The organism is Nocardioides sp., from assembly GCF_025964975.1.
Lineage (GTDB): Bacteria > Actinomycetota > Actinomycetes > Propionibacteriales > Nocardioidaceae > Nocardioides.
Genome location: NZ_JAOPXV010000077.1, coordinates 1 through 21,525, shown reverse-complemented (window position 1 = coordinate 21,525; position 21,525 = coordinate 1). Strand labels below are relative to the sequence as shown.

General features: G+C 69.0%; 23 protein-coding genes. 9 read left to right on the top strand and 14 right to left on the bottom strand.

The features are described 5' to 3' along the window. Positions 1-117 precede the first annotated feature (117 nt). The 5 genes from JWN68_RS05530 to dnaA all read right to left on the bottom strand — a co-directional run bounded on the left by JWN68_RS05530 (position 118) and on the right by dnaA (position 5,771). Positions 118-687: a DciA family protein gene (locus tag JWN68_RS05530; RefSeq protein ID WP_297735856.1), complete on the bottom strand. Its 570-nt coding sequence runs from the start codon at positions 685-687 to the stop codon at positions 118-120. Then, the gene (gene recF, locus JWN68_RS05525; RefSeq protein ID WP_297735853.1) at positions 680-1,813 is read right to left on the bottom strand and encodes a DNA replication/repair protein RecF; all 1,134 of its coding nucleotides are present in this window, start codon (positions 1,811-1,813) and stop codon (positions 680-682) included. The genes JWN68_RS05530 and recF overlap by 8 nt, the downstream gene beginning before the upstream one ends. A gap of 5 nt (positions 1,814-1,818) precedes the next feature. Beyond that, positions 1,819-2,805, bottom strand: coding sequence for a phosphogluconate dehydrogenase (NAD(+)-dependent, decarboxylating) (gene gnd / locus JWN68_RS05520; RefSeq protein ID WP_297735850.1), 987 nt, complete (start codon positions 2,803-2,805; stop codon positions 1,819-1,821). A 23-nt stretch (positions 2,806-2,828) separates the two neighbouring features. Beyond that, on the bottom strand, positions 2,829-3,962 hold the full coding sequence (dnaN, locus tag JWN68_RS05515) for a DNA polymerase III subunit beta (RefSeq protein WP_297735847.1): 1,134 nt from the start codon (positions 3,960-3,962) through the stop codon (positions 2,829-2,831). 378 nt (positions 3,963-4,340) lie between these two features. Then, positions 4,341-5,771 carry a chromosomal replication initiator protein DnaA gene (gene dnaA / locus JWN68_RS05510; RefSeq protein ID WP_297735899.1) on the bottom strand — a complete coding sequence of 477 codons (1,431 nt, stop codon included), beginning with the start codon at positions 5,769-5,771 and terminating at the stop codon, positions 4,341-4,343. 569 nt (positions 5,772-6,340) lie between these two features. Between dnaA and rpmH the strand changes: the two genes are divergently transcribed. The 8 genes from rpmH (at position 6,341) to JWN68_RS05470 (ending at position 11,650) form a co-directional block, all read left to right on the top strand. After that, positions 6,341-6,478, top strand: coding sequence for a 50S ribosomal protein L34 (gene rpmH / locus JWN68_RS05505; protein ID WP_297735845.1), 138 nt, complete (start codon positions 6,341-6,343; stop codon positions 6,476-6,478). 26 nt (positions 6,479-6,504) lie between these two features. Continuing rightward, on the top strand, positions 6,505-6,873 hold the full coding sequence (rnpA, locus tag JWN68_RS05500; protein WP_297735843.1) for a ribonuclease P protein component: 369 nt from the start codon (positions 6,505-6,507) through the stop codon (positions 6,871-6,873). After that, on the top strand, positions 6,870-7,121 hold the full coding sequence (gene yidD / locus JWN68_RS05495; RefSeq protein WP_297735841.1) for a membrane protein insertion efficiency factor YidD: 252 nt from the start codon (positions 6,870-6,872) through the stop codon (positions 7,119-7,121). The genes rnpA and yidD overlap by 4 nt, the downstream gene beginning before the upstream one ends. Beyond that, positions 7,122-8,099, top strand: a complete 978-nt coding sequence (gene yidC, locus JWN68_RS05490; RefSeq protein ID WP_297735839.1) for a membrane protein insertase YidC — start codon at positions 7,122-7,124, stop codon at positions 8,097-8,099. 185 nt (positions 8,100-8,284) lie between these two features. After that, a complete protein-coding gene (locus JWN68_RS05485; protein ID WP_297735896.1) occupies positions 8,285-8,731 on the top strand; it encodes a R3H domain-containing nucleic acid-binding protein in 447 nt (148 codons plus the stop codon). Positions 8,732-8,815: 84 nt separating this feature from the next. Then, the gene (rsmG, locus tag JWN68_RS05480) at positions 8,816-9,472 is read left to right on the top strand and encodes a 16S rRNA (guanine(527)-N(7))-methyltransferase RsmG (protein ID WP_297735837.1); all 657 of its coding nucleotides are present in this window, start codon (positions 8,816-8,818) and stop codon (positions 9,470-9,472) included. A gap of 289 nt (positions 9,473-9,761) precedes the next feature. Beyond that, positions 9,762-10,643 carry a ParA family protein gene (locus JWN68_RS05475; RefSeq protein WP_297735835.1) on the top strand — a complete coding sequence of 294 codons (882 nt, stop codon included), beginning with the start codon at positions 9,762-9,764 and terminating at the stop codon, positions 10,641-10,643. Further along, positions 10,640-11,650 carry a ParB/RepB/Spo0J family partition protein gene (locus JWN68_RS05470; protein ID WP_297735833.1) on the top strand — a complete coding sequence of 337 codons (1,011 nt, stop codon included), beginning with the start codon at positions 10,640-10,642 and terminating at the stop codon, positions 11,648-11,650. The genes JWN68_RS05475 and JWN68_RS05470 overlap by 4 nt, the downstream gene beginning before the upstream one ends. Before the next feature lie 166 nt (positions 11,651-11,816). On the opposite strand, the gene JWN68_RS05465 is transcribed toward JWN68_RS05470, so the two are convergent. Both JWN68_RS05465 and JWN68_RS05460 read right to left on the bottom strand, forming a co-directional pair. Beyond that, positions 11,817-12,578, bottom strand: coding sequence for a lysophospholipid acyltransferase family protein (locus JWN68_RS05465; protein ID WP_297735831.1), 762 nt, complete (start codon positions 12,576-12,578; stop codon positions 11,817-11,819). A 57-nt stretch (positions 12,579-12,635) separates the two neighbouring features. Next, positions 12,636-13,850, bottom strand: coding sequence for a pyridoxal phosphate-dependent aminotransferase (locus JWN68_RS05460; RefSeq protein WP_297735829.1), 1,215 nt, complete (start codon positions 13,848-13,850; stop codon positions 12,636-12,638). A 41-nt stretch (positions 13,851-13,891) separates the two neighbouring features. Between JWN68_RS05460 and JWN68_RS05455 the strand changes: the two genes are divergently transcribed. Next, positions 13,892-14,527 carry a GNAT family N-acetyltransferase gene (locus JWN68_RS05455; protein WP_297735827.1) on the top strand — a complete coding sequence of 212 codons (636 nt, stop codon included), beginning with the start codon at positions 13,892-13,894 and terminating at the stop codon, positions 14,525-14,527. A 66-nt stretch (positions 14,528-14,593) separates the two neighbouring features. Here the strand turns inward: JWN68_RS05455 and trxA are convergent, their stop codons facing one another. From trxA to JWN68_RS05420, 7 genes are all read right to left on the bottom strand, one after another. Continuing rightward, positions 14,594-14,917 (bottom strand): thioredoxin, encoded by a 324-nt coding sequence (trxA, locus tag JWN68_RS05450; RefSeq protein WP_297735825.1) that lies wholly within the window; start codon positions 14,915-14,917, stop codon positions 14,594-14,596. A gap of 95 nt (positions 14,918-15,012) precedes the next feature. Further along, a complete protein-coding gene (gene trxB, locus JWN68_RS05445) occupies positions 15,013-16,014 on the bottom strand; it encodes a thioredoxin-disulfide reductase (RefSeq protein ID WP_297735823.1) in 1,002 nt (333 codons plus the stop codon). Positions 16,015-16,120: 106 nt separating this feature from the next. Beyond that, positions 16,121-16,825 carry a hypothetical protein gene (locus tag JWN68_RS05440; protein WP_297735821.1) on the bottom strand — a complete coding sequence of 235 codons (705 nt, stop codon included), beginning with the start codon at positions 16,823-16,825 and terminating at the stop codon, positions 16,121-16,123. A 74-nt stretch (positions 16,826-16,899) separates the two neighbouring features. After that, the gene (sigM, locus tag JWN68_RS05435; protein ID WP_297735819.1) at positions 16,900-17,604 is read right to left on the bottom strand and encodes an RNA polymerase sigma factor SigM; all 705 of its coding nucleotides are present in this window, start codon (positions 17,602-17,604) and stop codon (positions 16,900-16,902) included. Continuing rightward, positions 17,601-19,493 carry a hypothetical protein gene (locus JWN68_RS05430; protein ID WP_297735816.1) on the bottom strand — a complete coding sequence of 631 codons (1,893 nt, stop codon included), beginning with the start codon at positions 19,491-19,493 and terminating at the stop codon, positions 17,601-17,603. The genes sigM and JWN68_RS05430 overlap by 4 nt, the downstream gene beginning before the upstream one ends. A gap of 42 nt (positions 19,494-19,535) precedes the next feature. Then, complete coding sequence (murJ, locus tag JWN68_RS05425; RefSeq protein ID WP_297735814.1) at positions 19,536-21,194, bottom strand: murein biosynthesis integral membrane protein MurJ; 1,659 nt, start codon at positions 21,192-21,194, stop codon at positions 19,536-19,538. Continuing rightward, the coding region (locus JWN68_RS05420) for a hypothetical protein (protein WP_297735812.1) at positions 21,191-21,525 on the bottom strand (335 nt) is incomplete at its 5' end. The genes murJ and JWN68_RS05420, both read right to left, overlap by 4 nt.

Sequence of the window (21,525 nt, the reverse complement as noted above, 5' to 3'; positions counted from 1 at the left end):
GGGACCGGTGGACAAATCTTGCCCTCAGGGGCCCTTGAGAGGCCGAATCGGCGCACGAACAGGGGGGCGGTGGAGTCCCCATACGTCCGGACGGCGCGCAGATCGGCAGAACGGCCCTCAACCGTAGGTGTCGCGAGGGCCCCGTCCGTCGCGGCTGGTGAAGCGGCCCTTCTTCCAGTTCGGCAGGTGCGGGCCCAGGATCTCGATGGCCGTCACCGTCCCGTCGCCGAGCTCCTCGTTGAGCCGCTTGACGATCGTCGGCGCCAGGAGCTTCAGCTGCGTCGCCCACGCGGTGGAGTCGGTGCGTACGACGAGGCGTGTGTCGCCGAAGGACTGCGGGGTGCAGTGCGTGGCGACCTCGTCGCCGACGAGCTCTGCCCACCGGCCGAAGACGGCCTGGACCCGCAGGTCGAGCTCCCACCCGTGCTGGCTGATGAGCCGGGACATCGCGGTGTCGAGCAGCTGCGGGTCGCGGTCATCGGGGTGGGCCCCAGAGGACTTCGGCACGACGCGCCGCCGGAACAGGTCGCTGCCCGGCTTGCGGCGGGGCGCCTTCCCCGGACCGGACCCCGCCGCCTTCCGGGCGGACCGGGCGAAGTCGAGACCGTCGTCGTGGTGCTGCTCCCCCTCGTCCTCCGGGGGTACTGCGCCGCGCTGGTCGTCCTCGGTGGGCTCGTCCTCACTCATCGCGGGTGACCTCCCCGTCGGCTACCAGGAACCGGACGCCGCGCAGCGCCTCCGGCACGTCGTCGGCGACAGCCGCGGTGACCAGGACCTGCTCGGCGCCGGCGACCAGGTCGGCAAGCTGGGCACGGCGCTCGGTGTCGAGCTCGGCGAAGACGTCGTCGAGCACGAGGATCGGGTCGTCGCCGTCGGAGCGCAGCAGGTCGTAGGACGCGAGCCGCAGTGCGAGCGCGAACGACCACGACTCCCCGTGCGAGGCGTAGCCCTTCACCGGCAGCCGGAGGTCGCCGTTGCCCAGGGTCAGGACCAGCTCGTCGCGGTGGGGCCCCACCAGCGAGACGCCGCGGTCCAGCTCGTCCTTGCGGCGACGGTCGAGCTCGGCGAGGAGCGCCTCCTCGAGGTCGTCCACCCCGTCGATGTCGAACGACGCCTTGTAGTCGATCTCGGCGTCGTCCCGTCTCGCTCCCCGCGCCACTGCCTCATAGGCCTTGCCGACGTAGGGCCGCAGGTCGTCGACGAGCTTGAGACGCGCAGCCAGCAGCTGAGCCCCCGCGCTCGCCAGCTGCAGGTCCCAGACCGAGAGGGTCGACAGCGCCGTCTCCCGAGACTCACCGCGGGCGAAGCCGGCCGTCTTCAGCAGGCTGTTGCGCTGGCGCAGGATCCGGTCGTAGTCGGAGCGGACCCCGGCCAGCCGCGGGGTCCTCAAGGTCAACAGGTCGTCGAGGAACTTGCGCCGGTCGGAGGGGTCCCCCTTGACCAGGGTGAGGTCGTCGGGGGCGAAGACGACGGTGCGCATGACCCCGATCAGGTCCCGCGGTCGTGGCAGCGGTGACTTGTTGATGCGCGCACGGTTGGCGCGGCCCGGGTTGAGCTCGACCTCGAGGATCGCCGTACGCCCGTCGCGGACCACCGCGGCGCGCACGATCGCCTGGTCGGCACCCGCCCGGACGAGCGGTGCGTCCGAGGCCACCCGGTGCGACGAGAGCCGTGAGAGGTAGTCGATGGCCTCGATGAGGTTGGTCTTGCCTTGGCCGTTGCGACCGATGAAGGCAGTCGCGCCCGGTTCCAGGACGACGTCGAGGTCGGTGTAGGAACGGAAGTCGTGCAGGGTCAGGTGCGCAACGTGCAAGAGGTCTAGCTCTCCGCCGGTTCGTTCCCGCCGCCGGCGCCGGCCTGCTCGGCTGCGCCCGACTGGGACGGACCGCCCTGCTCGGCCTGAGGGCCCGCAGCGTCGCCGCCCCTGGGCGCAGCGGTCTTCACCGCGTGCCCGCCGAACTGGTTGCGCATGGCCGCCACGGCCTTCATGGTCGGCGAGTCGTCCTGGCGGGAGACGAAGCGGGCGTAGAGCGCTGCAGTGATCGCGGGGGTGGCGACGGCGTTCTCGATGCCGGCCTCCACGGTCCAGCGGCCCTCACCGGAGTCCTCGGCGTAGCCGGCGACCTGCGACAGGCCCGGGTCGTCGTCCAGTGCCGCGACCATCAGGTCGAGCAGCCACGAGCGGATGACGGTGCCCTCGCGCCAGGAGCGGAAGACCTCGGTGACGTTGTCGGTCACCTCCGCCTTCTCCAGGAGCTCCCAGCCCTCGGCGTAGGCCTGCATGATCGCGTACTCGATGCCGTTGTGGACCATCTTGGAGAAGTGCCCGGCGCCGACCTTTCCGGCGTGTACGGCGCCGAAGTCACCCTCGGGCTTCAGCGAGTCGAAGGCCGGCTGCACCTTCTCGATGTCAGCCGCGTCGCCGCCGTACATCAGGGCGTAACCGTTCTCCAGGCCCCACACACCGCCCGAGACTCCGCAGTCGACGAAGCCGATGCCCTTGTCCTTGAGCGCCGCGGCGTTGGCGAGGTCGTCGGTCCAGCGGGAGTTGCCGCCGTCGACGATGACGTCGCCGTCGGAGAGCAGCTCACCGAGCTCGGCGACGGTCTGCCGGGTCGGGTCGCCCGCGGGCACCATCACCCAGACGACCTTCGGCGACGGCAGCGCCTCGACCAGCTTCGCGAGCGACTCGACGTCGCTCACCTCGGGGTTGCGGTCGTAGCCGACCACGGTGTGACCATCGCGGCGCATGCGCTCGCGCATGTTCCCGCCCATTTTGCCGAGGCCGACGAGTCCGATGTCCATGAGGTGACACTAACGCCCAGACATCAGCTGAGCAGGCGACGCGGCATCAACAGGTAGCGGAAGGAGTCTGCGTCCCCGGCGTCGGTGCTCGAGATGACGACCGGCTTGCTGGCCTGGGTGAATGACAGGTCGATGTATTCGCCGTCGAGGGCGGTGAGGCCGTCGAGCAGGAACTGCGGGTTGAAGCCCGTGGTGAGGTCCTCGCCGGTGATCTCGGCCTCGATGACCTCGGTGGCCTGGGCCTCGTCGCCGGTCCCGGCGTCGAGCACGAGCTGGTTGTCACCGAACTTCAGCTGCACCGCGGTGTTGCGCTCCGCCACCAGGGCGACCCGCTTGACGGTCTCGACGAGCTCGTCCTTCTTGACCTTGGCGACCGTGAGGTGCTCGCTGGGGAACAGCGATCGCACCTTGGGGAACTCGCCGTCGAGCAACCTGGTCGTCGTACGGCGCACGCCACCGAGCCCCGAGCCCTCGAAGCCGATGAGACCCTCGCCGCCCGAGCCGGAGCTCAACGCGATGGTGACCTCGGCTCCGGAGGTCAGCGACTTGGCCGTCTCGCCCAGCACCTTGGCCGGCACCAGGGCGGCCACGGAGGCGTCGGGGGTCTGCGGGTTCCAGGTGAGCTCGCGGTGGGACAGCCGGAAGCGGTCGGTCGCGAGCAACGACATGGTCGAGCCCTCGATCTCGATCCTGACGCCGGTCAGGACCGGCAGCATGTCGTCGCGTCCGGCCGCGGTGACGGCCTGGGCGACGGCGTGGGCGAAGTCGTTGCTCGAGACGGTCCCCGTCGCGGCCGGCATCTGGGGAAGCTTGGGATAGTCGTCGACCGGCATGGTCTGCAGGCTGAAGCGGGCCGAGCCGCAGGTCAGCGAGACCCGGGGGCCGTCCAGCTGGATCTCGATCGGCTTGGCCGGGAGGCTGCGACAGATGTCGGCCAGCAGGCGGCCGCTCACCAGCGCGCTGCCCTCATCGCTCACGTCGGCGGTGAGGTCTGCCCGCGCCGAGGTCTCGTAGTCGAAGGTGGACAGCACCAGGCCAGAGTCGCTCGCCTCGATGAGCAGGCCCGCGAGGACCGGCGAGCTGGGACGAACCGGCAGGCTACGAGCAGCCCAGGCAACGGCGTCGGCGAAGACGTCGCGTTCGACGCGGAACTTCACGGCGGACTCCTCATAGGACGATCAGGGGCAGATCTGTGGGACGCGCACCAGGCGCTGGTGCCCGCGGATTGCGAATCCTGCCATGCGAACTACTCCGAGCGGCAGGTCTGTCCCCAGAGCGGGGCTCGTTCAAAGGTTTCTGACATTCGATCCGGCTAGAGGTTCGTAGTAGTCATAGCGTCGGTGGAAATTGTGGACAACTCCTCTTTGCGCAGGTGACGCGCCGCAATCGGACTGCACAGGGGGTGTGCACGAGCCTGTGCAACGACGGCGTCGTGTGTGCAGCCAGCCCGGGCGCGTGTCGCGACGTGGCGGTCCGTGCACACACCATGTGTACGACACGCTGCTCGGAACCACACGTCGTCCACAGATTTCGGCTCAGCCTTGACGCGCGTGCATCTTCACCCGGTTGGTGAGCTCGGAGACCTGGTTGAACACGGCGCGACGCTCGGCCAGCAGCTGGCGGATCTTGCGGTCGGCGTACATCACCGTCGTGTGGTCACGGTTGCCGAACTGCGCGCCGATCTTGGGCAGCGACAGCGCGGTGAGCTCGCGGCACAGGTACATGCCGATCTGGCGGGCCATCACGAGGTGCCGGCCGCGGCTGGGGCCGGTGAGGTCCTCGATCGAGACGCCGAAGTAGGCGGCGGTCTGCGCGATGATGAGGCCGGGAGTGATCTCGGGTTCCGCGCCCTCGGGGATCAGGTCGCGCAGCACGATCTCGGCCAGGCTCATGTCCACGTCCTGGCGGTTGAGGTTGGCGAAGGCCGTGACCCGGATCAGCGCCCCCTCGAGCTCACGGATGTTGGTCTGGATCTTGGAGGCGATGAACTCCAGCACGTCCGGTGGCGCGGTCAACCGGTCCATGGCCGCCTTCTTGCGCAGGATCGCGATCCGCGTCTCGAGCTCGGGTGGCTGGACGTCGGTGATCAACCCCCACTCGAAGCGGTTGCGCAACCTCTCCTCCAGCGCTTCGAGCTTCTTCGGTGCCTGGTCGGAGGTCAGCACGATCTGCTTGTTGGCGTTGTGGAGGGTGTTGAAGGTGTGGAAGAACTCCTCCTGCGTCTGCGTCTTTCCCTGCAGGAACTGGATGTCGTCGATCAGCAGCACGTCGACGTCGCGGTAGCGCCGCTTGAACCGGTCCTGCCGGTCGTCGCGCACCGCGTTGATGAACTCGTTGGTGAACTCTTCGCTGGAGACATAGCGGACCTTGGCATTGGTGTAGAGGCTGCGCACGTAGTGACCGATCGCGTGCAGCAGGTGCGTCTTGCCGAGTCCGGACTCCCCGTAGACCAGGAGCGGGTTGTAGGCCTTGCCGGGCGCCTCGGAGACCGCGACGGCCGCAGCGTGCGGGAAGCGGTTGGACGAGCCGATGACGAAGGTCTCGAAGGTGTACTTCGGGTTGAGCCGGGTCTCCAGCGCTGAGTGCGTGCGCCGGTCGCTGCTCGGGTCCGGGTCGGTCGGCCGGTCGTTGGCGGGTGCTGGCCCGGACACCGGGATCAGTCCCGACGGCGATCGCTGCTCGTCGCGCAGGGTATTTGTCGACATGTCATTAGATTGACTTGTCTCCTCATCGACATACGTCTGTGGTGAGGCGTCCTCCAGCGCCGGGTTGACGCTGACCGCCATCCGGATCTCCCGACCGAAGGCCTCGCTCAGCGCGTCCTCCAGCTGGGCGCGCAGCCGGCCCTCGAGCTGGCCCCGGGTGAAGTCGTTGGGCACGGCGATGATGGCCGTGCTCTCGTGCAGCGTGACCGGCTCGCTGGCACGCAGCCACGCTCGCTGGTGGGCTTGGAGGTCGTGGACGATCGCTCGCCATACGTCCCCGAGGTCGTTCTCCTGGTCGTCCACCGGCCTACCTTTCCTGCGTCTGGTTGTGCCGTGCACTGTCCACAGAGTTGTCCACAGTCTGTTAACCCCGGCCCGCGGACCGTGACCCAGGTCACTGTCGGCGCCGCCCAGAGGTGAGTCGAACAGTAAGGGCGCAGGTCAGAGCGCACATCATTGCCAAGGGAGCAGCGGTCGAGCACGACCAGGACGGACGGTCGAGGGACCCGATCGATCGGCCTCGGCCAGCGCAACCTAACAAGGGCAGAAACGCGGCGGCAAGCCTTCATCCACAGGCTGGCGGAGTGTGCCCCGGGGCGCACGAGTTTGACCATGTTTCACGCTCACGCGTACCGTTGGCCGGTCACTCCGTGTCGACGGGTGCCGCATGTCCACGACTCCGCAAACACCTGAGGTTTGCGCGCGTGGGTGGGCGGTGCCGGCCGAAGAGCCAGCTCGCCTTCGTCAGTGCACCTGCATTGTCTCCGGCGAGTGCACCAAGTCCCGCTGTGGAGTGGACAACGCCAAGAGAAACGTATCGGAGAAAACTCGTGAGCAAGCGCACCTACCAGCCGAACAACCGCCGTCGTCACAAGGTGCACGGTTTCCGTTTGCGCATGCGCACCCGCGCCGGCCGCTCGATCCTGTCGGCGCGCCGCCGCAAGGGCCGCGACAGCCTGGCCGTCTGACGACTGCGCCGGCGGCTACCACGCTCGTGCTGCCCGCTGCGCACCGACTCGTCAGCAGTGACGCCTTCCGCGTCACTGTCCGATCCGGTCGTCGCTGCGGGTCACGCACCCTCGTGGTCCACCTCGCCCTCCACTCGCCGGGTGACCCGGCGCAGGTGGGCTTCGTGGTGAGCAAGGCCGTCGGCAACGCCGTGGTCCGCAACCGCGTGAAGCGCCGACTCCGACACCTGACCCGGGAGCACCTGCCTGTCCTGGCGGGGTTGCCGGGTTCTGCCGTGCTCGTGGTGCGAGCGCTGCCTCCTTCGGCCATCGCCACCGGCGCGGAACTCGCCGCCGACCTGCGGCGTTGTCTGGTCAAGGTGACCTCCGAGGTGGCCTCGAAGGTGACCCCGTGAGATTCCTGCTGATCCAGTTCCTCAAGGCCTACCGCGCGCTGATCAGTCCGCTCTACGGCCAGGTCTGCCGGTATCACCCGTCCTGCTCGGCCTACGCACTCGAGGCCGTGACCGAGTACGGCGCGGTCCGGGGCTCCTGGCTCACTGCTCGCCGCCTCTCTCGGTGCCACCCGTGGGCGGCTGGCGGATACGACCCCGTTCCATCCCGCACCACGAGTGCGGGACCGACCCCGACCCAGGGAGCATGAGTGCTCAACTTCTTCGGCGAAATCGGCAGCTTCATCATGGCGCCGCTGTACTTCGTCATCTCCGCGGTGCTGGTGGGCTTCCACAAGGTCTTCGGCAACCTGTTCGGTGCGGAATCGGGCGTGGCGTGGGTGTTGTCGATCATCGGCCTGACGCTGGTGATCCGGATGGCGTTGATCCCGCTGTTCGTCAAGCAGATCAAGTCCAGCCGCAACATGCAGCTGATCCAGCCCAAGGTCAAGGAGCTGCAGAAGAAGTACGGCCATGACCGGGAGCGTCTCGCCCAGGAGACGATGAAGCTCTACAAGGAGACCGGCACCAACCCGTTCGCCTCGTGCCTGCCGATCATCTTGCAGATGCCGATCTTCCTGGCGCTCTTCCGCCTGATCGACCAAGCGGCGAAGAACCCGCATCAGCCCAAGGGCTTGATGACCGAGAAGCTGAACGTCCAGTTCGGCGACGCCATCTTCCTCGGAGCGAAGATCTCCGACACGTTCCTCAAGACCGACGACATGGGGGTGCGGGTCCTCGCCGCCATCCTCGTGCTCGGGATGACGGCCACTACGTTCTTGACGCAGCGGCAGCTGATGAGCAAGAACATGCCGGCCGATGCCCTGACCGGTCCCTATGCCCAGCAGCAGAAGATGCTGCTCTACGTCCTGCCCGTCGTCTTCGCCGTCGGCGGCATCGCCTTCCCGGTCGGTGTCCTGTTCTACTGGACCACCTCGAACCTGTGGACCATGGGTCAGCAGTTCTACGTCATCCGCAACAACCCGGCCCCCAACACCGAGGCGTTCAAGGCCAAGCAGGAGCGGGACAAGGCCAAGGCCGAGCGCAAGGGTCTGAGCATCGAGCCGAGCGGGTCCACGGCGGCCGTCGCCACGGAGGTCGAGGAACCGGCCGTGGCGCCGCGGACCCAGCCCAAGCGGCAGACGAAGGCACAGCGGCAGCAGAAGCGAAAGCCGCCGAGCAAGAAGTAGCTCTCCCCATATTTTCCCCGCGGTACAGCCGCGAATCCGCAGCAGACAGCAGGAGATGGCACGTGACTGAGTCCACCGACACCACGACCGAGCAGACCGAGGACGAGGGCGTGGCGCACGACCTCAACTCCACAGACGAGGCAACAGCGGGTGAGCAGCCGGGTCGCCCGTCCAAGGTCGAGCGCCTGGAGAACGAGGGTGACATCGCCGCCGACTACCTCGAGGAGCTCCTCGACATCGCGGACCTCGACGGCGACCTGGACATGGACGTCGAGGGCGACCGAGCGGCCGTCTCGATCGTCGGCGCCGACCTGTCCATGTTGGTGGGTGGGAAGGGAGAGGTCCTGGACGCTCTCCAGGAGCTCACGCGTCTGGCCGTCTTCCGTGAGACCGGCGAGCGCTCGCGCCTGATGCTCGACATCTCCGGCCACCGCGCCGAGCAGCGCACCCGTCTGGTGAAGCTGGCAGCGGAGAAGATCGCCCTGGTCCAGGAGTCGGGCGAGAGTGTCTCCCTGGAGCCGATGTCGTCGTTCGAGCGCAAGGTGGTGCACGACGCCGTCGCTGCCGCAGGCCTCACCTCGGAGTCCGAAGGCGCTGAGCCACGTCGTTACGTCGTCATCCTGCCGGGCTGACCCGGCGGGAATGTTTCACGTGAAACCGCGGCTGTGAGCGATCCGACCGAACCCACACCCCCCACGCCCGAGGCGGCGCGGGGGGTGTTCGGTTCTGCCCGTCTTCCGCTCGCCGAGGAGTACGCCGCCTTGCTGGCCCACGAGGGTGTCGTCCGGGGGCTGATCGGGCCGCGGGAGGCCCCGCGTCTGTGGGAGCGCCACCTGCTCAACTGCGCAGTGCTGGCCGAAGCCATCCCGGCCGACGCGTCTGTGTGCGACATCGGGTCGGGAGCGGGCTTGCCCGGTGTGGTGCTGGCGATCGTGCGGCCCGACCTGCAGATCACCCTGGTGGAGCCGTTGCTCCGTCGAACGACGTTCCTAGACGAGGCGGTGGCCCACCTCGGCTTGTCCAATGTGAGGGTGGTGCGCGGTCGGGCCGAGGACGTTCAGGAGCGCCACGGCTTCGACGTGGTGACCTCCCGCGCCGTTGCTCCGCTGGAGCGCCTCCTCCGCTGGTCGATGCCACTGGTGGCGCCTCATGGGGCGCTGGTGGCCATGAAGGGCTCGTCGGTGGCGGATGAGATCGTCGAATCCCGGACCACGCTGCGCGTGCTGGGGTGTGGCGAACCCGAGATCCTCGTCCTGGGCCAGGACGCCCTGGTGCACAGCACGCATGCGCTGCGGGTGGCTTGGGCGGACCCCTCGCGGGTAGGTTTGCGCCCCTCTCGTGCGTCGCATCCCTCCCGAAACCGCCGACGATGATTTCCCACCGCTCGATCGAAAGGTCCTAGTTGTGACCGAGGAATCCATGCGTTCCGACGGAACTGCCGGGCCAGCGCGTCTCCCCGAGTTTTCCACCGACGTCGCAGGCGACGGTGAGCGTGCGTCTCCACAGAAGAGTGACGTTCATCCACAGGTTGAGGGTCAGCTCGTTTCACGTGAAACAGGGACAACGGCCGATGTTTCACGTGAAACATCGTCCTTCACAGTCCGCACCGCGGCACAGATCGCTGAGTTCGGAGCGGCCGGCTTCGACGACGAGACCACCCCGATGGCCCACGCCGCCGAGCACTCGGTGCTGGCACGCACCGGCGCGCTCCACCGAGGTCGCGAGGCGCCCCGCCCGGACAACACTCGCGTGCTTGTGGTGGCGAACCAGAAGGGCGGTGTCGGCAAGACGACATCGACGGTCAATGTCGCGGCGGCCCTGGCACAGCTCGGGCTGCGTGTGCTGGTCATCGATCTCGACCCCCAAGGCAACGCGTCCACCGCCCTGGGCGTCGCACACCACCGAGGAGTCCCGTCGACCTACGACATGTTGGTGGAGGGAGAACCTCTTGCTGATGTGATGACGACGAGCGACGAGGTGCCCGGACTGTGGGTAGTCCCGGCGACGATCGACCTTGCCGGCGCCGAGATCGAGCTGGTGAGCGTGGTCGCACGCGAGAGCCGCCTCCAGCGCGCGCTGGCGGCGAACGGTCGGATCGGATCCGCAGTCGAGGCTGGAGACGAACGCTTCGACTACGTCCTCATCGACTGCCCGCCCTCGTTGGGACTGCTGACCTTGAACGCCCTCGTCGCCGGCCGAGAAATGTTCATTCCGATCCAGGCCGAGTACTACGCCTTGGAAGGGCTGGGCCAGCTGCTCGAGACCGTCGCCATGGTCCGCAAGCACCTCAATCCGGACCTCGTCGTCAGCACCATCTTGTTGACGATGTACGACGCCCGCACTCGACTGGCTGCGGCCGTCGCAGCCGAGGTGCGCGAGCACTTCGGCCCCGAGGTGCTCAAGACCGCGGTACCCCGCTCGGTGCGGGTCTCCGAGGCACCGTCCTACGGACAGACGGTCATGACCTACGATCCGGCTTCTGCCGGAGCGCTCAGCTATCTCGAGGCAGCCCGAGAGATCGCTACCAAGGGAGCACCGAGATGAACAATGCCAAGCCGCCACGTCGAGGCCTTGGGCGGGGACTCGGCTCGCTCATCCCCACTTCACCTCCGGAGGCGGCCGAGGCTGGAGGGCAAGGGCTGGCGCCGGCCGGCCGCCCCGACCAGTCGGCGCTGGGATCGGCTCCTTCGTCAGCGACGACGGACGTCGCCGGCAGCGCGGACTCGCCGGCAGCTGTCTCGGGCGCGTACTTCGCCGAGCTCCCGATCGACCAGGTGCGGCCGAACGCCCGTCAGCCGCGGCAGGTGTTCGAGGAGGAGGCGCTGGCCGAGCTCGTCCACTCCATCACCGAGGTGGGCCTGCTCCAGCCGGTGGTCGTCCGCAGGACGGGGCCGGACGAGTTCGAGCTGATCATGGGGGAGCGTCGGTGGCGCGCCTCCCAGCAGGCGGGACTCAGCACCATCCCGGCCATCGTCCGCGAGACCGACGACAACGACATGCTGCGCGACGCGCTGCTGGAGAACCTGCACCGCTCGCAGCTCAACCCCCTCGAGGAGGCGGCCGCCTACGGGCAGCTCCTCGAGGACTTCGGGTGTACGCACGACGAGCTGTCCCAGCGCATCGGCCGCTCACGACCCCAGATCAGCAACACCCTGCGACTGTTGAAGCTGTCGCCAGCTGTCCAGCGGCGGGTTGCGGCGGGAGTGCTGTCCGCCGGGCACGCACGCGCTCTTCTTACGATCGACGACGCGGATCTCCAGGACCGTCTGGCCGCGCGCGTGACGGCTGAGGGCATCAGCGTCCGCGGTCTCGAGGAGATCGTGTCGCTGGGTCCGGGGCAGACCTCTTCCACCCGGGCGCAGCGCAACCGACCCACCGCCCCCGGACTGGCGGATCTTGCCGAGCGGCTCTCCGATCGCTTCGAGACCCGCGTCAAGGTCGACCTGGGGAAGGCCAAGGGCAAGATCACTGTCGAGTTCGCCTCCCTCGATGACCTGCGCCGCATCGTGGAGATGATGGACCCGCGCAACCGGACCGACCGTCCCGTCTGATCCCGGACCGAAGGGGACCGATGGTGCCCCGTCACGCCCGGTCAGGGCCGCGTCGCCCCCTCAGGGCCCGCCGGCCCACAGCACAGGACGTCACGGCACCGACATCGACATCGACAAAGCGATCTGTTGTTTTGTCGACAAAGCAACACAGCGATACGTCAACTGGTCAGCTCCGCTTGGCAGCCCGTCGTTGCGCTCGGGCGCGCTTCTCGGCCATGTCGAGCGCTGCCGCCTCGGCCGGCGTGGGCGCCGTACCGCCCAGACGTGCCGGCACCCACCAGCTCCCCGGCGGTTGCTCCTCGGCCGGGTAGGCGGCGATCGTCTCGTCGAGCATCTGCGACATCCGCGCGTGCAGCTCTGCCGTCTCTGCCACCGCGTTGTCGCCGGTGGGGTGGAGCGGCTCGCCCACCGTGATCGAGATCGTCTTGCCGCGCGAGAAGTCGCGGTCGTGGTCCTTGGTCATCATCCGTTGGGTGCCCCACATGATCACCGGCACCAGCGGCACCCCGGCCGCGGCGGCGATCCGCACGGTGCCGGTCTTGAAGTCCTTGAGCTCCATCGACCGGGAGATGGTCGCCTCGGGGAAGATCCCGACGGCCTCGCCGGACTCGAGGTGGTGCAAGGCGGTGGCCAGGGACTGCTCACCCGAGGCCCGGTCGACCTCGATGTGGTGCAGCGAGCGCATCAGCGGCCCCGCGAGCGGGTGGTCGAAGATCTCCCTCTTCGCCATGAACCGCACCAGGCGACCTGACGGGTTGGCGGCCAGCCCGCCGTACACGAAGTCGACGTAGCTGATGTGGTTGTACGCCAGCAGGACCCCACCGGACTCGGGCACGTGCTTGGTGCCGGTCAGCTGGAACCGCTGCCCGAGCAGCCGGAAGCCTGCCTTCGCGGCGACGATGATCGGAGGGTAGGTGAGATCACGCATGTCGGGGAGCCTAGGCGCCCCCGGGGCCCGCTGCGAGAGCGGTCTCGGACGAGCGGGCTACCGCCGCGTCGCGAGGAAGTCACCGATGCGATCGATGGCCTCCTCGAGCACAGCAGCCTCCGGGAGCGTCACCAGGCGGAAGTGGTCGGGCTCGAACCAGTTGAACCCGGTGCCGTGGGTGACCAGGATCTTCTTGGCGCGCAACAGGTCGATGACGAACTGCTGGTCGTCGTCGATGGGATAGACGTCCGGATCGAGGCGCGGGAAGCAGTAGAGCGCGCCCCGGGGCGTCACGTTGGAGACGCCGGGGATCTCGTTGAGCAACCGGTCGGCCAGCATCGACTGCTCGTAGAAGCGCCCGCCCGGCCCGATGAGTTCCTCGACCGACTGGTAGCCGCCCAGGGCGGTCTGGATCGCGTGCTGAGCGGGCACATTGGCGCACATGCGCATGTTGGCGACCAGCGTCAGGCCCTCGAGGAAGTCGCGGGCGATCTCCTTGGGGCCCGAGATCATCAGCCAGCCGGCCCGGTAGCCGCAGACGCGGTAGGCCTTGGAGAGCCCGCTGAAGGTCAGGCACAGCACGTCGCTGCCCGCGAAGGTGGCCGCGTGGTGGTGCTGGGCGTCCTCGAACAGGATCTTCTCGTAGATCTCGTCGGCGAAGACCACCAGCTGGTGCCGGCGCGCGATGTCGATCAGGGTCCTGACGACGTCGGCGCTGTAGACGGCGCCGGTGGGGTTGTTCGGGTTGATGATCACGAGGCCGTGGGTGTTCTCGGTGATCTTGGCCTCGATGTCTGCGAGGTCGGGGGACCAGCCGTTCTCCTCGTCGCAGCGGTAGTGCACCGCCGTACCTCCCGAGAGCGTGATCGCGCCCGTCCAGAGCGGGTAGTCGGGGGCGGGCACCAGGATCTCGTTGCCGTCGTCGACGAAGGCCTGCAGCACCATCGAGATGAGCTCGGAGACGCCGTTGCCGATGAAGACGTCCTCGACGCTGACCTCGCGCAGCCCGTGCGACTGGTAGTAGTTCATCACCGCGGTCCGGGCGGAGTAGATGCCCTGGGAGTCGCTGTAGCCCTGCGAGTCAGGCAGGTGGTGGATGATGTCGGCGAGGATCGCCTCGGGCGCCTCGAAGCCGAACGGCGCCGTGTTGCCGATGTTGAGCTTCAGGATGCGGTGGCCCTCGGCCTCGAGACGCTGTGCCTCGACCAGGATCGGGCCGCGGACGTCGTAGCGAACTCCCTGGAGCTTCTTGCTCTGCCGGATCTGGCGCATGGTGCATCCTCTCAGGCTAGGCGCGGGCCTAGCATGGGGACATGACGCGGCGGACAGCCCCGCTCACGCTCGACCACCTGGCGCAGGTGCACGAGCCGTGCCGCTCCTGCCTGTTCTGGTCGACCGACCCAGTCAGTCGCTCCCGTCTCGCCGTGGGCGAGGAGACCGAGGTCCGCGAGGCCTGGCTCTCGTGGGTGCTCCGCGAGTGGGGGTCGTGCGGCCGCGTCGCCCTCGTCGACGGCGAGGTCGTGGGGCACGCGATCTATGCCCCGCCGGTCTTCCTGCCGGGCTCGGCGGGCATCCCCACCTCGCCACCGTCCCCCGACGCCGTGCTGCTGACGACGGTGTACGTCGAGCCGTCGGCCCGCGGCGGCGGCATCGGCCGTCTCCTCGTGCAGGGGATGGCCCGCGACCTCGTCCAGCGCGAGGTGGTCGCCGTGGAGGCCTTCGGTGACACTCGTGGCCGGTCGAGAGGGTGTGTGATCCCGGCCGAGTTCCTGGGCCGGGTTGGCTTCAAGACCCAGCGAGCCCACACGACCACACCGCGCATGCGGATGGACCTGCGCTCGGCCGTCTCGTGGAAGTCCGAACTCGAGGCCACGCTGGAACGGCTCTGGGGCGTCGTACGCCCGGCACCCGAGCCGGCGCCGAAGGCGTCGCACCGCACCCGCGGCTGAACCCTGGCCCGAGACGCACGAACGCCCCGCTCCGCCGTGCGGACCGGGGCGCTCGTGGGTGCGGGCTCAGATGAAGTCGGCGAGCTCCTTGAGCAGCGCGGCCTTCGGCTTGGCGCCGACGATCGACTTCACGACCTCGCCGCCCTGGTAGACGTTGATCGTCGGGATGCCCGTGACGCGGTAGGAGGCCGGCGTCACCGGGTTTTCGTCGACGTTCATCTTCAAGAACGTGATCTTCTCGCCGTGCTCGGTGTTGATCTCGTCGAGGATTGGGGCGACCTGGCGACACGGGCCGCACCATTCGGCCCAGAAGTCGACGAGGACGGGCTTGTCGGACTTGAGGACCTGCGCCTCGAACTCGGCGTCGGTGACTGCGGAGATGTTGCCCACGGGATGCCTTTCGTTGATCGGATGACGTCTGCGAAGAACTCAACACCACCCCACCGACGGATGTTCCCCTCAGGACCGTGTCGGCGGGGCGGCTCTCAGCCCGAGACCGCTGTGGTCGCGGTGATGATCTCCTCGGTCTCGCGCTCCGAGGCGTCGACCAGGGCGGCGTGGTCGAGGGCGGCGATGTAGCGCTCCGCGTCGAGCGCGGCCGCGCAGCCGGTGCCGGCAGCGGTGATGGCCTGGCGGTAGATGTGGTCGACGAGGTCGCCCGCGGCGAAGACACCGGGCAGGTTGGTCGCGGTCGAGGGGTGGTCGACCAGCACGTAGCCGTCGTCGTCGAGGTCGACCTGACCGGTCAGCAGCTCAGATCGTGGGTCGTGGCCGATCGCGATGAACAGGCCGGTGACGTCGAGCTGGCGCTCCTCGCCGGTGACCGTGTCACGCAGCGTGAGCGACTCGAGGCGGTCGTCGCCGTTGATGGTGGCGATCTCGGAGTTCCAGACCATCTCCAGCTTGGGGTCCGCGAACGCCCGCTCCTGCATGATCTTGGAGGCGCGCAGCTCGTCGCGTCGGTGGATCAGGTAGACCTTGGAGCCGAAGCGGGTCAGGAAGGTCGCCTCCTCGACGGCCGAGTCACCGCCGCCGATGACGGCGATGGCCTGCTCGCGGAAGAAGAACCCGTCACACGTCGCACACCAGGACACACCGCGGCCCGACAGCTCCTCCTCGCGCGGCAGGCCGAGCTTGCGGTAGCCCGATCCCGTCGCGAGGATCACGGAGCGGGCCTGGTAGGTGTCGGTAGCCGTCTTGACGACCTTGATGTCACCGGTGAGGTCGACCTCGACGATGTCGTCGGCCACCAACTCGGCTCCGAAGCGCTCCGCCTGGGCGCGCATCTCGTCCATCAGGGCCGGGCCCATGATGCCGTCGCGGAAGCCGGGGAAGTTCTCCACCTCGGTGGTGGTCATCAGGGCGCCGCCGGCAGTCACCGACCCCTCGAAGACGAGTGGGTTGAGCGCGGCCCGCGCAGCGTAGACAGCTGCGGTGTAGCCCGAGGGTCCCGAACCGATGATGATGACGTTGCGAACTTCGGACATGGCGGGTCAGGGCTCCTGTGGGTCGGGTGGCGGCGTACGCACTGTGCAACCGATCGTAGGCGCCTGGTGTTCCATCAAGGACAGCAGCGTGGCCGCCTTGCGGGCGTCAACGGGCCTTGATCTCCACCGACTCCACGGGGTCGGCCTCGCCGCACAGGAAGAGGTCCACCTGCTGCCTGCCTGCGGCGGGCTCGCGGTAGACCAGGACGCCCGCCGTCCCGTCGTAGGTGACTGCGACGTGGTCCTCGGACTCCTCGCGGTCGACGAGGCACTCAGGGCTGGCGGCATAGGAGGCGGTGAAGGCCGCTCGGGGCCGCAGTGCCCGCACCTGCCGCCGGAGCGGCGCCGTTGAGACGAGGACGGCCAGGTCGCTGTCGGCGGTGAAGCTGGGGGCCTTCTCCCGAATGTCTCGCTGCGTCTGCAGGTCTTCGGTCGGAGCCTCCTGCTCGTTGGCTCCGAAGGCGCCGTCGGACTCCGCACCACCCGCGGCCGTCGTGTCCTCCATCAACGCAGAGTCTGAACCCGCCGACGAGTCACTCGACTCGTTGCCGGTGGGCAGGACCTGCGTGACCCCCACGCCGAGCACCACGACGGCCGCGGCCGCGAGGAGGGCGGAGGACGCGCGACGGCGCCGGCGGGAGGCAAGAGTCACCACCGGCGCGTGCACCTCGCGACGCTCAGCGGCGAGCTCGGCCAGGACCTCGTCGAGGCGCGCGACGACCTCGGGCGGGGTGGGCCCGGTGTGTCTCGCGGAGGCGAGAAGTGCACGCACGGACTCATCCTCGTCGGGAGTCAGGTCGGAGTCAGACATCGGGCACCTCCTTCGGCGGCCGGGATGGAACGTGGGAGAGGGGGAGAGACACGGACACGGGGCAGCGGTCGTGGTTACAGGTTGGTGGGCGGGGAACCGCGTGGCCGGCCCGTGATTGGGACGTCCGCGGCGACCGGTGGGTTCCCCGAGGAGACATCGTCGGGCGGCTCGGTCAAGCGCGGCGCGAGCAGGCCGAGCAGGGGGGCCAGCTTGGCGCGTCCCCGGAAGCAGCGGGACTTCACGGTTCCCTCGGCAACGCCCAGCATCGCCGCCGCCTCGGCGACGGGATAGCCCTCCATGTCGACGAGGACCAGGGCGGCGCGCTGGTCGGGGGCGAGGGTCCGCAGCGCTTCGAGCACCAGCCGCCGGCGCTCGTCGGCCACTGCCAGCTCCGCAGGGTCGAGCTCGGCATCGGTGGAGCTGACCAGCGAGCCGCGGTCCGCGCGCTCCTCGAGGTCGTCGGGCAACGCCTCGGCGCGGCGGACCGTCATCGCCCGCAGGCGGTCGAGGCAGGCGTTGACCACCACTCGGTGCAGCCAGGTGGTCACTGCGGCGTCGCCGCGGAACGACCCCGCGCGGCGGAAGGCGGCGATCATCGCCTCCTGCAGTCCGTCTGCGGCGTCCTCGGGGTTGCCCATCGTGCGCACGGCGACCGCCCACAGCCGGTCGCGGTGTCGGGCGAAGAGCTCCCCGAAGGCGTCTGGGTCGCCCTGGACATGCCGGGCGAGGAGCTCGGCGTCGGAGGCGCCTGTCGGTGCGGCGTCGGAGGCGCTCGTCATCCCAGGACCGCCACTTCGGCGATCGCGCCGCGGAACTCCCCCTCGATCGGCGGGATCGAGGTCAACCAGGCAATGACGTAGCGACCGGAGACGGCTTCGTCGAGGCTGATGGTGAGACCCCCGTTGCCGGACTCGGTGCCGACGGGCGTGAGCTCGGCGACGCCGGTGGGCTCCTCGTCGGTGACGTAGACCGAGAGGGTGGTGGGACCCCCGAGAGTGGCAACGTCGATCTCGCGCACGTCCCGGGTCGACCCTAGATCGACGAGCAGACCGACGCCGTCCTTGAGGCCCCCCGGTCCGAAGTTCTGCTTGTAGGTGGCGGTCTGCCAGGACGTCGCCGGGTCGCCGTCCAGCGCCAGGGGGACGAGCTCGGGGTTTTCCTCGCGCGGCTCCGCTCCCTGGGGGTCGAAGTCGATGGCCGTGAGCTCGGTGAACGGCGTCGGGTCCACCACCGTCGGCTCGGCCGAGGCGGGAGGCTCGTCGTCGGGCTGGTCGCCGCTGCCGAGACCGAGCTGGTAGGCCGCGACGCCTGCCACGAGCAGGAGTACCCCGATGGCCACCGACATGGCCAGCCGGAACCAGCTGCGTCCCGGTACGACGTGGTCGCTGTTGTCGCCGGTCGTGGCCGGGACCCCGCCACCCATGCCGGTGCCGGTCTCCCAGGGCCAGTAGTCCGGCGGCGGCGAGGCCGTGGCGCCGGGTCGCGGTCGGCGTACGGGCTGACCGTCGGCCGGCTCCGGTGCGAACAGTGGCTTCGCCTGCGTCTCCTCGTGGGGCGGCGGCGGGGCCGGGGCGGTGCTGCGCGCCTGGATCCAGCCGACGTCGTTGTTCTCGTCGAAGACCGGGATCCCAGCCTGAGTGGGCATGTCGCTCACGTGCGGGGGCGGCTCGGGTGTGGCGCGCGGCTCGGGCTCCGCCGGGGAGTCCTGCGTGGGCACCACCTGGGTCGCCGTGTCCGGCAGGGGCACGACCTGGGTCGTCGAGTCGGGCGACGGCTCCACCTGCGGGACTGCGAGCGTCGGGGACGGCGGTTGCGGTGACGACGCGTCGACCGCCCAGGGAGCGGGGGCAACGGTCACGGCATGGTGATCGAGCCACGACTCCGCGCTGTCCAGACCCGCAGGGTCACCGACGAACTCGCGCAGCGCCTCGGCCACTCCAGTCATCGTCGTGAGGTCGAACGCCGACCGGTGGTGGCCGCCGTCCGCGTTGATCACCTGGTCGCACAGGTCGTCGAGCTGCCGGGGGATGCCGGCGCGCACCCGTCGGGGCCGAAGGACCTGCCCGTGCTCCGTCGGCGCCGCGACCAGGTGGGAGGACGACACGCCGGCCCACTTGCCGGTCAGGGCGGCGTAGAGGACCCCGGCGGTGTCCACGAGGTCGGCGGACTGTCGGCCGGCCGGGAGGCCGTGGAGTGCCGCGTCGACGGCGAAGCCGATGATCCGGACCTGTCCGTTGAGGTCGATCAGGACGTTCTCCGGCACCATCCGGCCGTGGTGGAGCCCGGCCTCGTGGGCCCGCGCCAGGCTGTCAGCGAGCTCGGAGGTGACCCAGGCCGCGCGTCGGGGCTGCAGGGGTCCGTTGGTGGCCAGCATGTTGTCGAGCGAGGTCCCCTGCCCCCACTCGTTGACGACATAGCAGCACTCGTCGGCCTCGTCGGCGTCGAGCACGCGCAGCAGCCGCCGGTCGTGGTAGGGCGCCGTCCGTCGGGCGGCCTCCATCAGACCCTCGGCCCGCTCGTCGGTCCTGGCGATGAGGTGTACGGCGACCGGCCGGTGCAGCACCAGGTCGTGGGCCAGCCAGAAGCGCCCGCCGGCGCTCTCGGTGAGCAGGTCATCGAGGCGGTAGCGGCCGGCGAGCTGGTCGCCGGCGTGGATGGAGTCAGGCACCGCGAACCTCCCTCTCCCCGGTCGGGTCGGCGCTGGTCGGACTCATCCTAGGACTCGCCGACGCCGCAGGCGGGACGTGGCTGCGTGGGTCAGGGACGTGACCTCCCGGATCCGCAGAGCGCGAGCGAGCACGAGCACCACGACCAGTCCGACCGCTCCGGCCAGACCGCCCCGGCCCGCCGAGACGAGTGGATGCGGATCGTCGGCGCGAGGACCGAGCAGCTCGCTCACGCCGGCCTTCACCAGCCACGCTGCCAGACCGGCAACGGCCACGACAACGAGCATCCGGACCAGGAACCGGACGAGCCTGGGCGTCTGCAGGTCACCGAGCACGCCGCTCAGCACGGTGTAGCTGATGACCGAGCCCACGGCGTACGCCCCGAGGTAGGCAAGCGCCAGAGCAGGCGCGGTCCGGACGGCACTCACCTGGTGGACCAGGACGATCGCCAGGACGATGTTGGTGGCCGAGATCGCACACTGGATGAAGAAGACCCGACGGGTCTGCTCGAGGGCGTAGAACCCGCGCAGCATCAAGTAGTGGACGGTGAAGAAGACCAGGCCGGGGGCGAAGAACGTCAGCGTCGGCCCGATCCGGGCCGCCTGGTGATCCTTCCCCCAGCCGAACAGCACGTTGGCGACGTCGTAGGACAGCACCCCCAGGAGTGCCGCGAAGGGCAGCATCACCGACAGCGTGGTGCGCAGCGTCGAGCCGACCGATGCTCCCATCTCGCGCAGCCTGTTCTCCGCTGCATGGGCGGAGATCGTGGGCAGGATGGCTGTCGCCAGGGAGACGGTGACGATCGAGTGCGGCACCATCAGGATCAGGAACGCCATGGAGTAGACCGCGTACCCGGTCCCACTCGGATCTCTGACGGGACCGCTGGAGGCCAGGTTGACGACGACGACGTACGCGAGCTGGTTGACCACGACGAAGAGCACGGTCCACATGCCGAGCGAGAGGGTCCGGGTCAGACCCGCGTCCCGGAAGTCGAAGCGCGGGCGATAGCCGAAGCCGGCAGCCTTGAGGTAGGGCAGCAGGATCAGCAGCTGGAGCGCGATCCCCAGCGTCGAACCCACGCCCAGCAACAGCTCCTGGCCGCTGGCGAAGGCCTCCTGCTGCTCGGCCTCGCCGGCTCGGCCGTAGAGCAGGAGGTAGGCGGCGAGCATGAGCACCGCGACCACGTTGTTGGCGATGGGCGCCCACATCATCGGCCCGAACTTGCCGCGCGCGTTGAGGATCTGGCCGACGAGCACGAACATGCCGTAGAAGAAGACCTGCGGCAGGCACAACCTCGTGAGGTCGATGACGGACTGCAGGTGCGCGGCGTGATCCGGGTCGTCGTACTCGCTGCTGAGGAAGAGCCGGATCACCAGCGGAGTGACGACGATCAGCACCACCGTGACCGCCCCGAGGAACAGTCCGGCCAACGTGATCACCCGGTTGGCGTAGGCGTCCCCGCCGTCGAGGTCGGACTTCTGGGAGCGCACCAGCTGCGGGACCAGCACGGCGTTGAAGACGCCGCCCGCGACGAGGATGTAGATCATGTTGGGCAACGTGTTGGCGATGGTGAAGAGCTCACCCTGGAGTGCCGTCCCGAGCGCCGCGACCAGCAGGGCGCCACGCAGGAAGCCGCTGAGCCGCGAGAACGCGGTGCCCACAGCCATGACGGCGCTCGAGGCGATGACCTTCTGGTCGCTCATGCGGAAGCTTCGAGTGCGGTTGCTCCGGGCGGGCTGGTGCGCCGGGCTCTCAGACGTCTGACCAGACGCAGGGCGATCGTGCCGAACAAAAGCAGTGCACCGCCCGCCAGGATGAGCCAGATCAGGCCGCTGACCTGGGCAGCGCGGACCTGCAGGCTGGTGGAGGCCCCGATCGGCTGGCCGCTGGCGTCGGTGATGAACAGCGTCACCTGGTGGATGCCCGGCCGGCTGGCGTTGACCCGGGGCAGGATCCGCTTGCGTGCCTTGGCGCCGAGCTCGAACACGCCCTGGTCCTCCAGCTCGAGGGTGCCTGCCGATCGGGCGTCCACCC

Bases quoted from the DNA above. Each gene is read 5' to 3' on its own strand.
- sigM (WP_297735819.1), bottom strand. From the start codon at position 17,604: ATGACGAGCGCCTCCGACGCCGCACCGACAGGCGCCTCCGACGCCGAG.
- gnd (WP_297735850.1), bottom strand. From the start codon at position 2,805: ATGGACATCGGACTCGTCGGCCTCGGCAAAATGGGCGGGAACATGCGC.
- JWN68_RS05465 (WP_297735831.1), bottom strand. From the start codon at position 12,578: ATGCGTGATCTCACCTACCCTCCGATCATCGTCGCCGCGAAGGCAGGC.
- JWN68_RS05475 (WP_297735835.1), top strand. From the start codon at position 9,762: ATGGCCCACGCCGCCGAGCACTCGGTGCTGGCACGCACCGGCGCGCTC.
- JWN68_RS05460 (WP_297735829.1), bottom strand. From the start codon at position 13,850: ATGCGCCAGATCCGGCAGAGCAAGAAGCTCCAGGGAGTTCGCTACGAC.
- JWN68_RS05455 (WP_297735827.1), top strand. From the start codon at position 13,892: ATGACGCGGCGGACAGCCCCGCTCACGCTCGACCACCTGGCGCAGGTG.
- murJ (WP_297735814.1), bottom strand. From the start codon at position 21,194: ATGAGCGACCAGAAGGTCATCGCCTCGAGCGCCGTCATGGCTGTGGGC.
- JWN68_RS05530 (WP_297735856.1), bottom strand. From the start codon at position 687: ATGAGTGAGGACGAGCCCACCGAGGACGACCAGCGCGGCGCAGTACCC.
- JWN68_RS05470 (WP_297735833.1), top strand. From the start codon at position 10,640: ATGAACAATGCCAAGCCGCCACGTCGAGGCCTTGGGCGGGGACTCGGC.
- trxB (WP_297735823.1), bottom strand. From the start codon at position 16,014: ATGTCCGAAGTTCGCAACGTCATCATCATCGGTTCGGGACCCTCGGGC.
- JWN68_RS05440 (WP_297735821.1), bottom strand. From the start codon at position 16,825: ATGTCTGACTCCGACCTGACTCCCGACGAGGATGAGTCCGTGCGTGCA.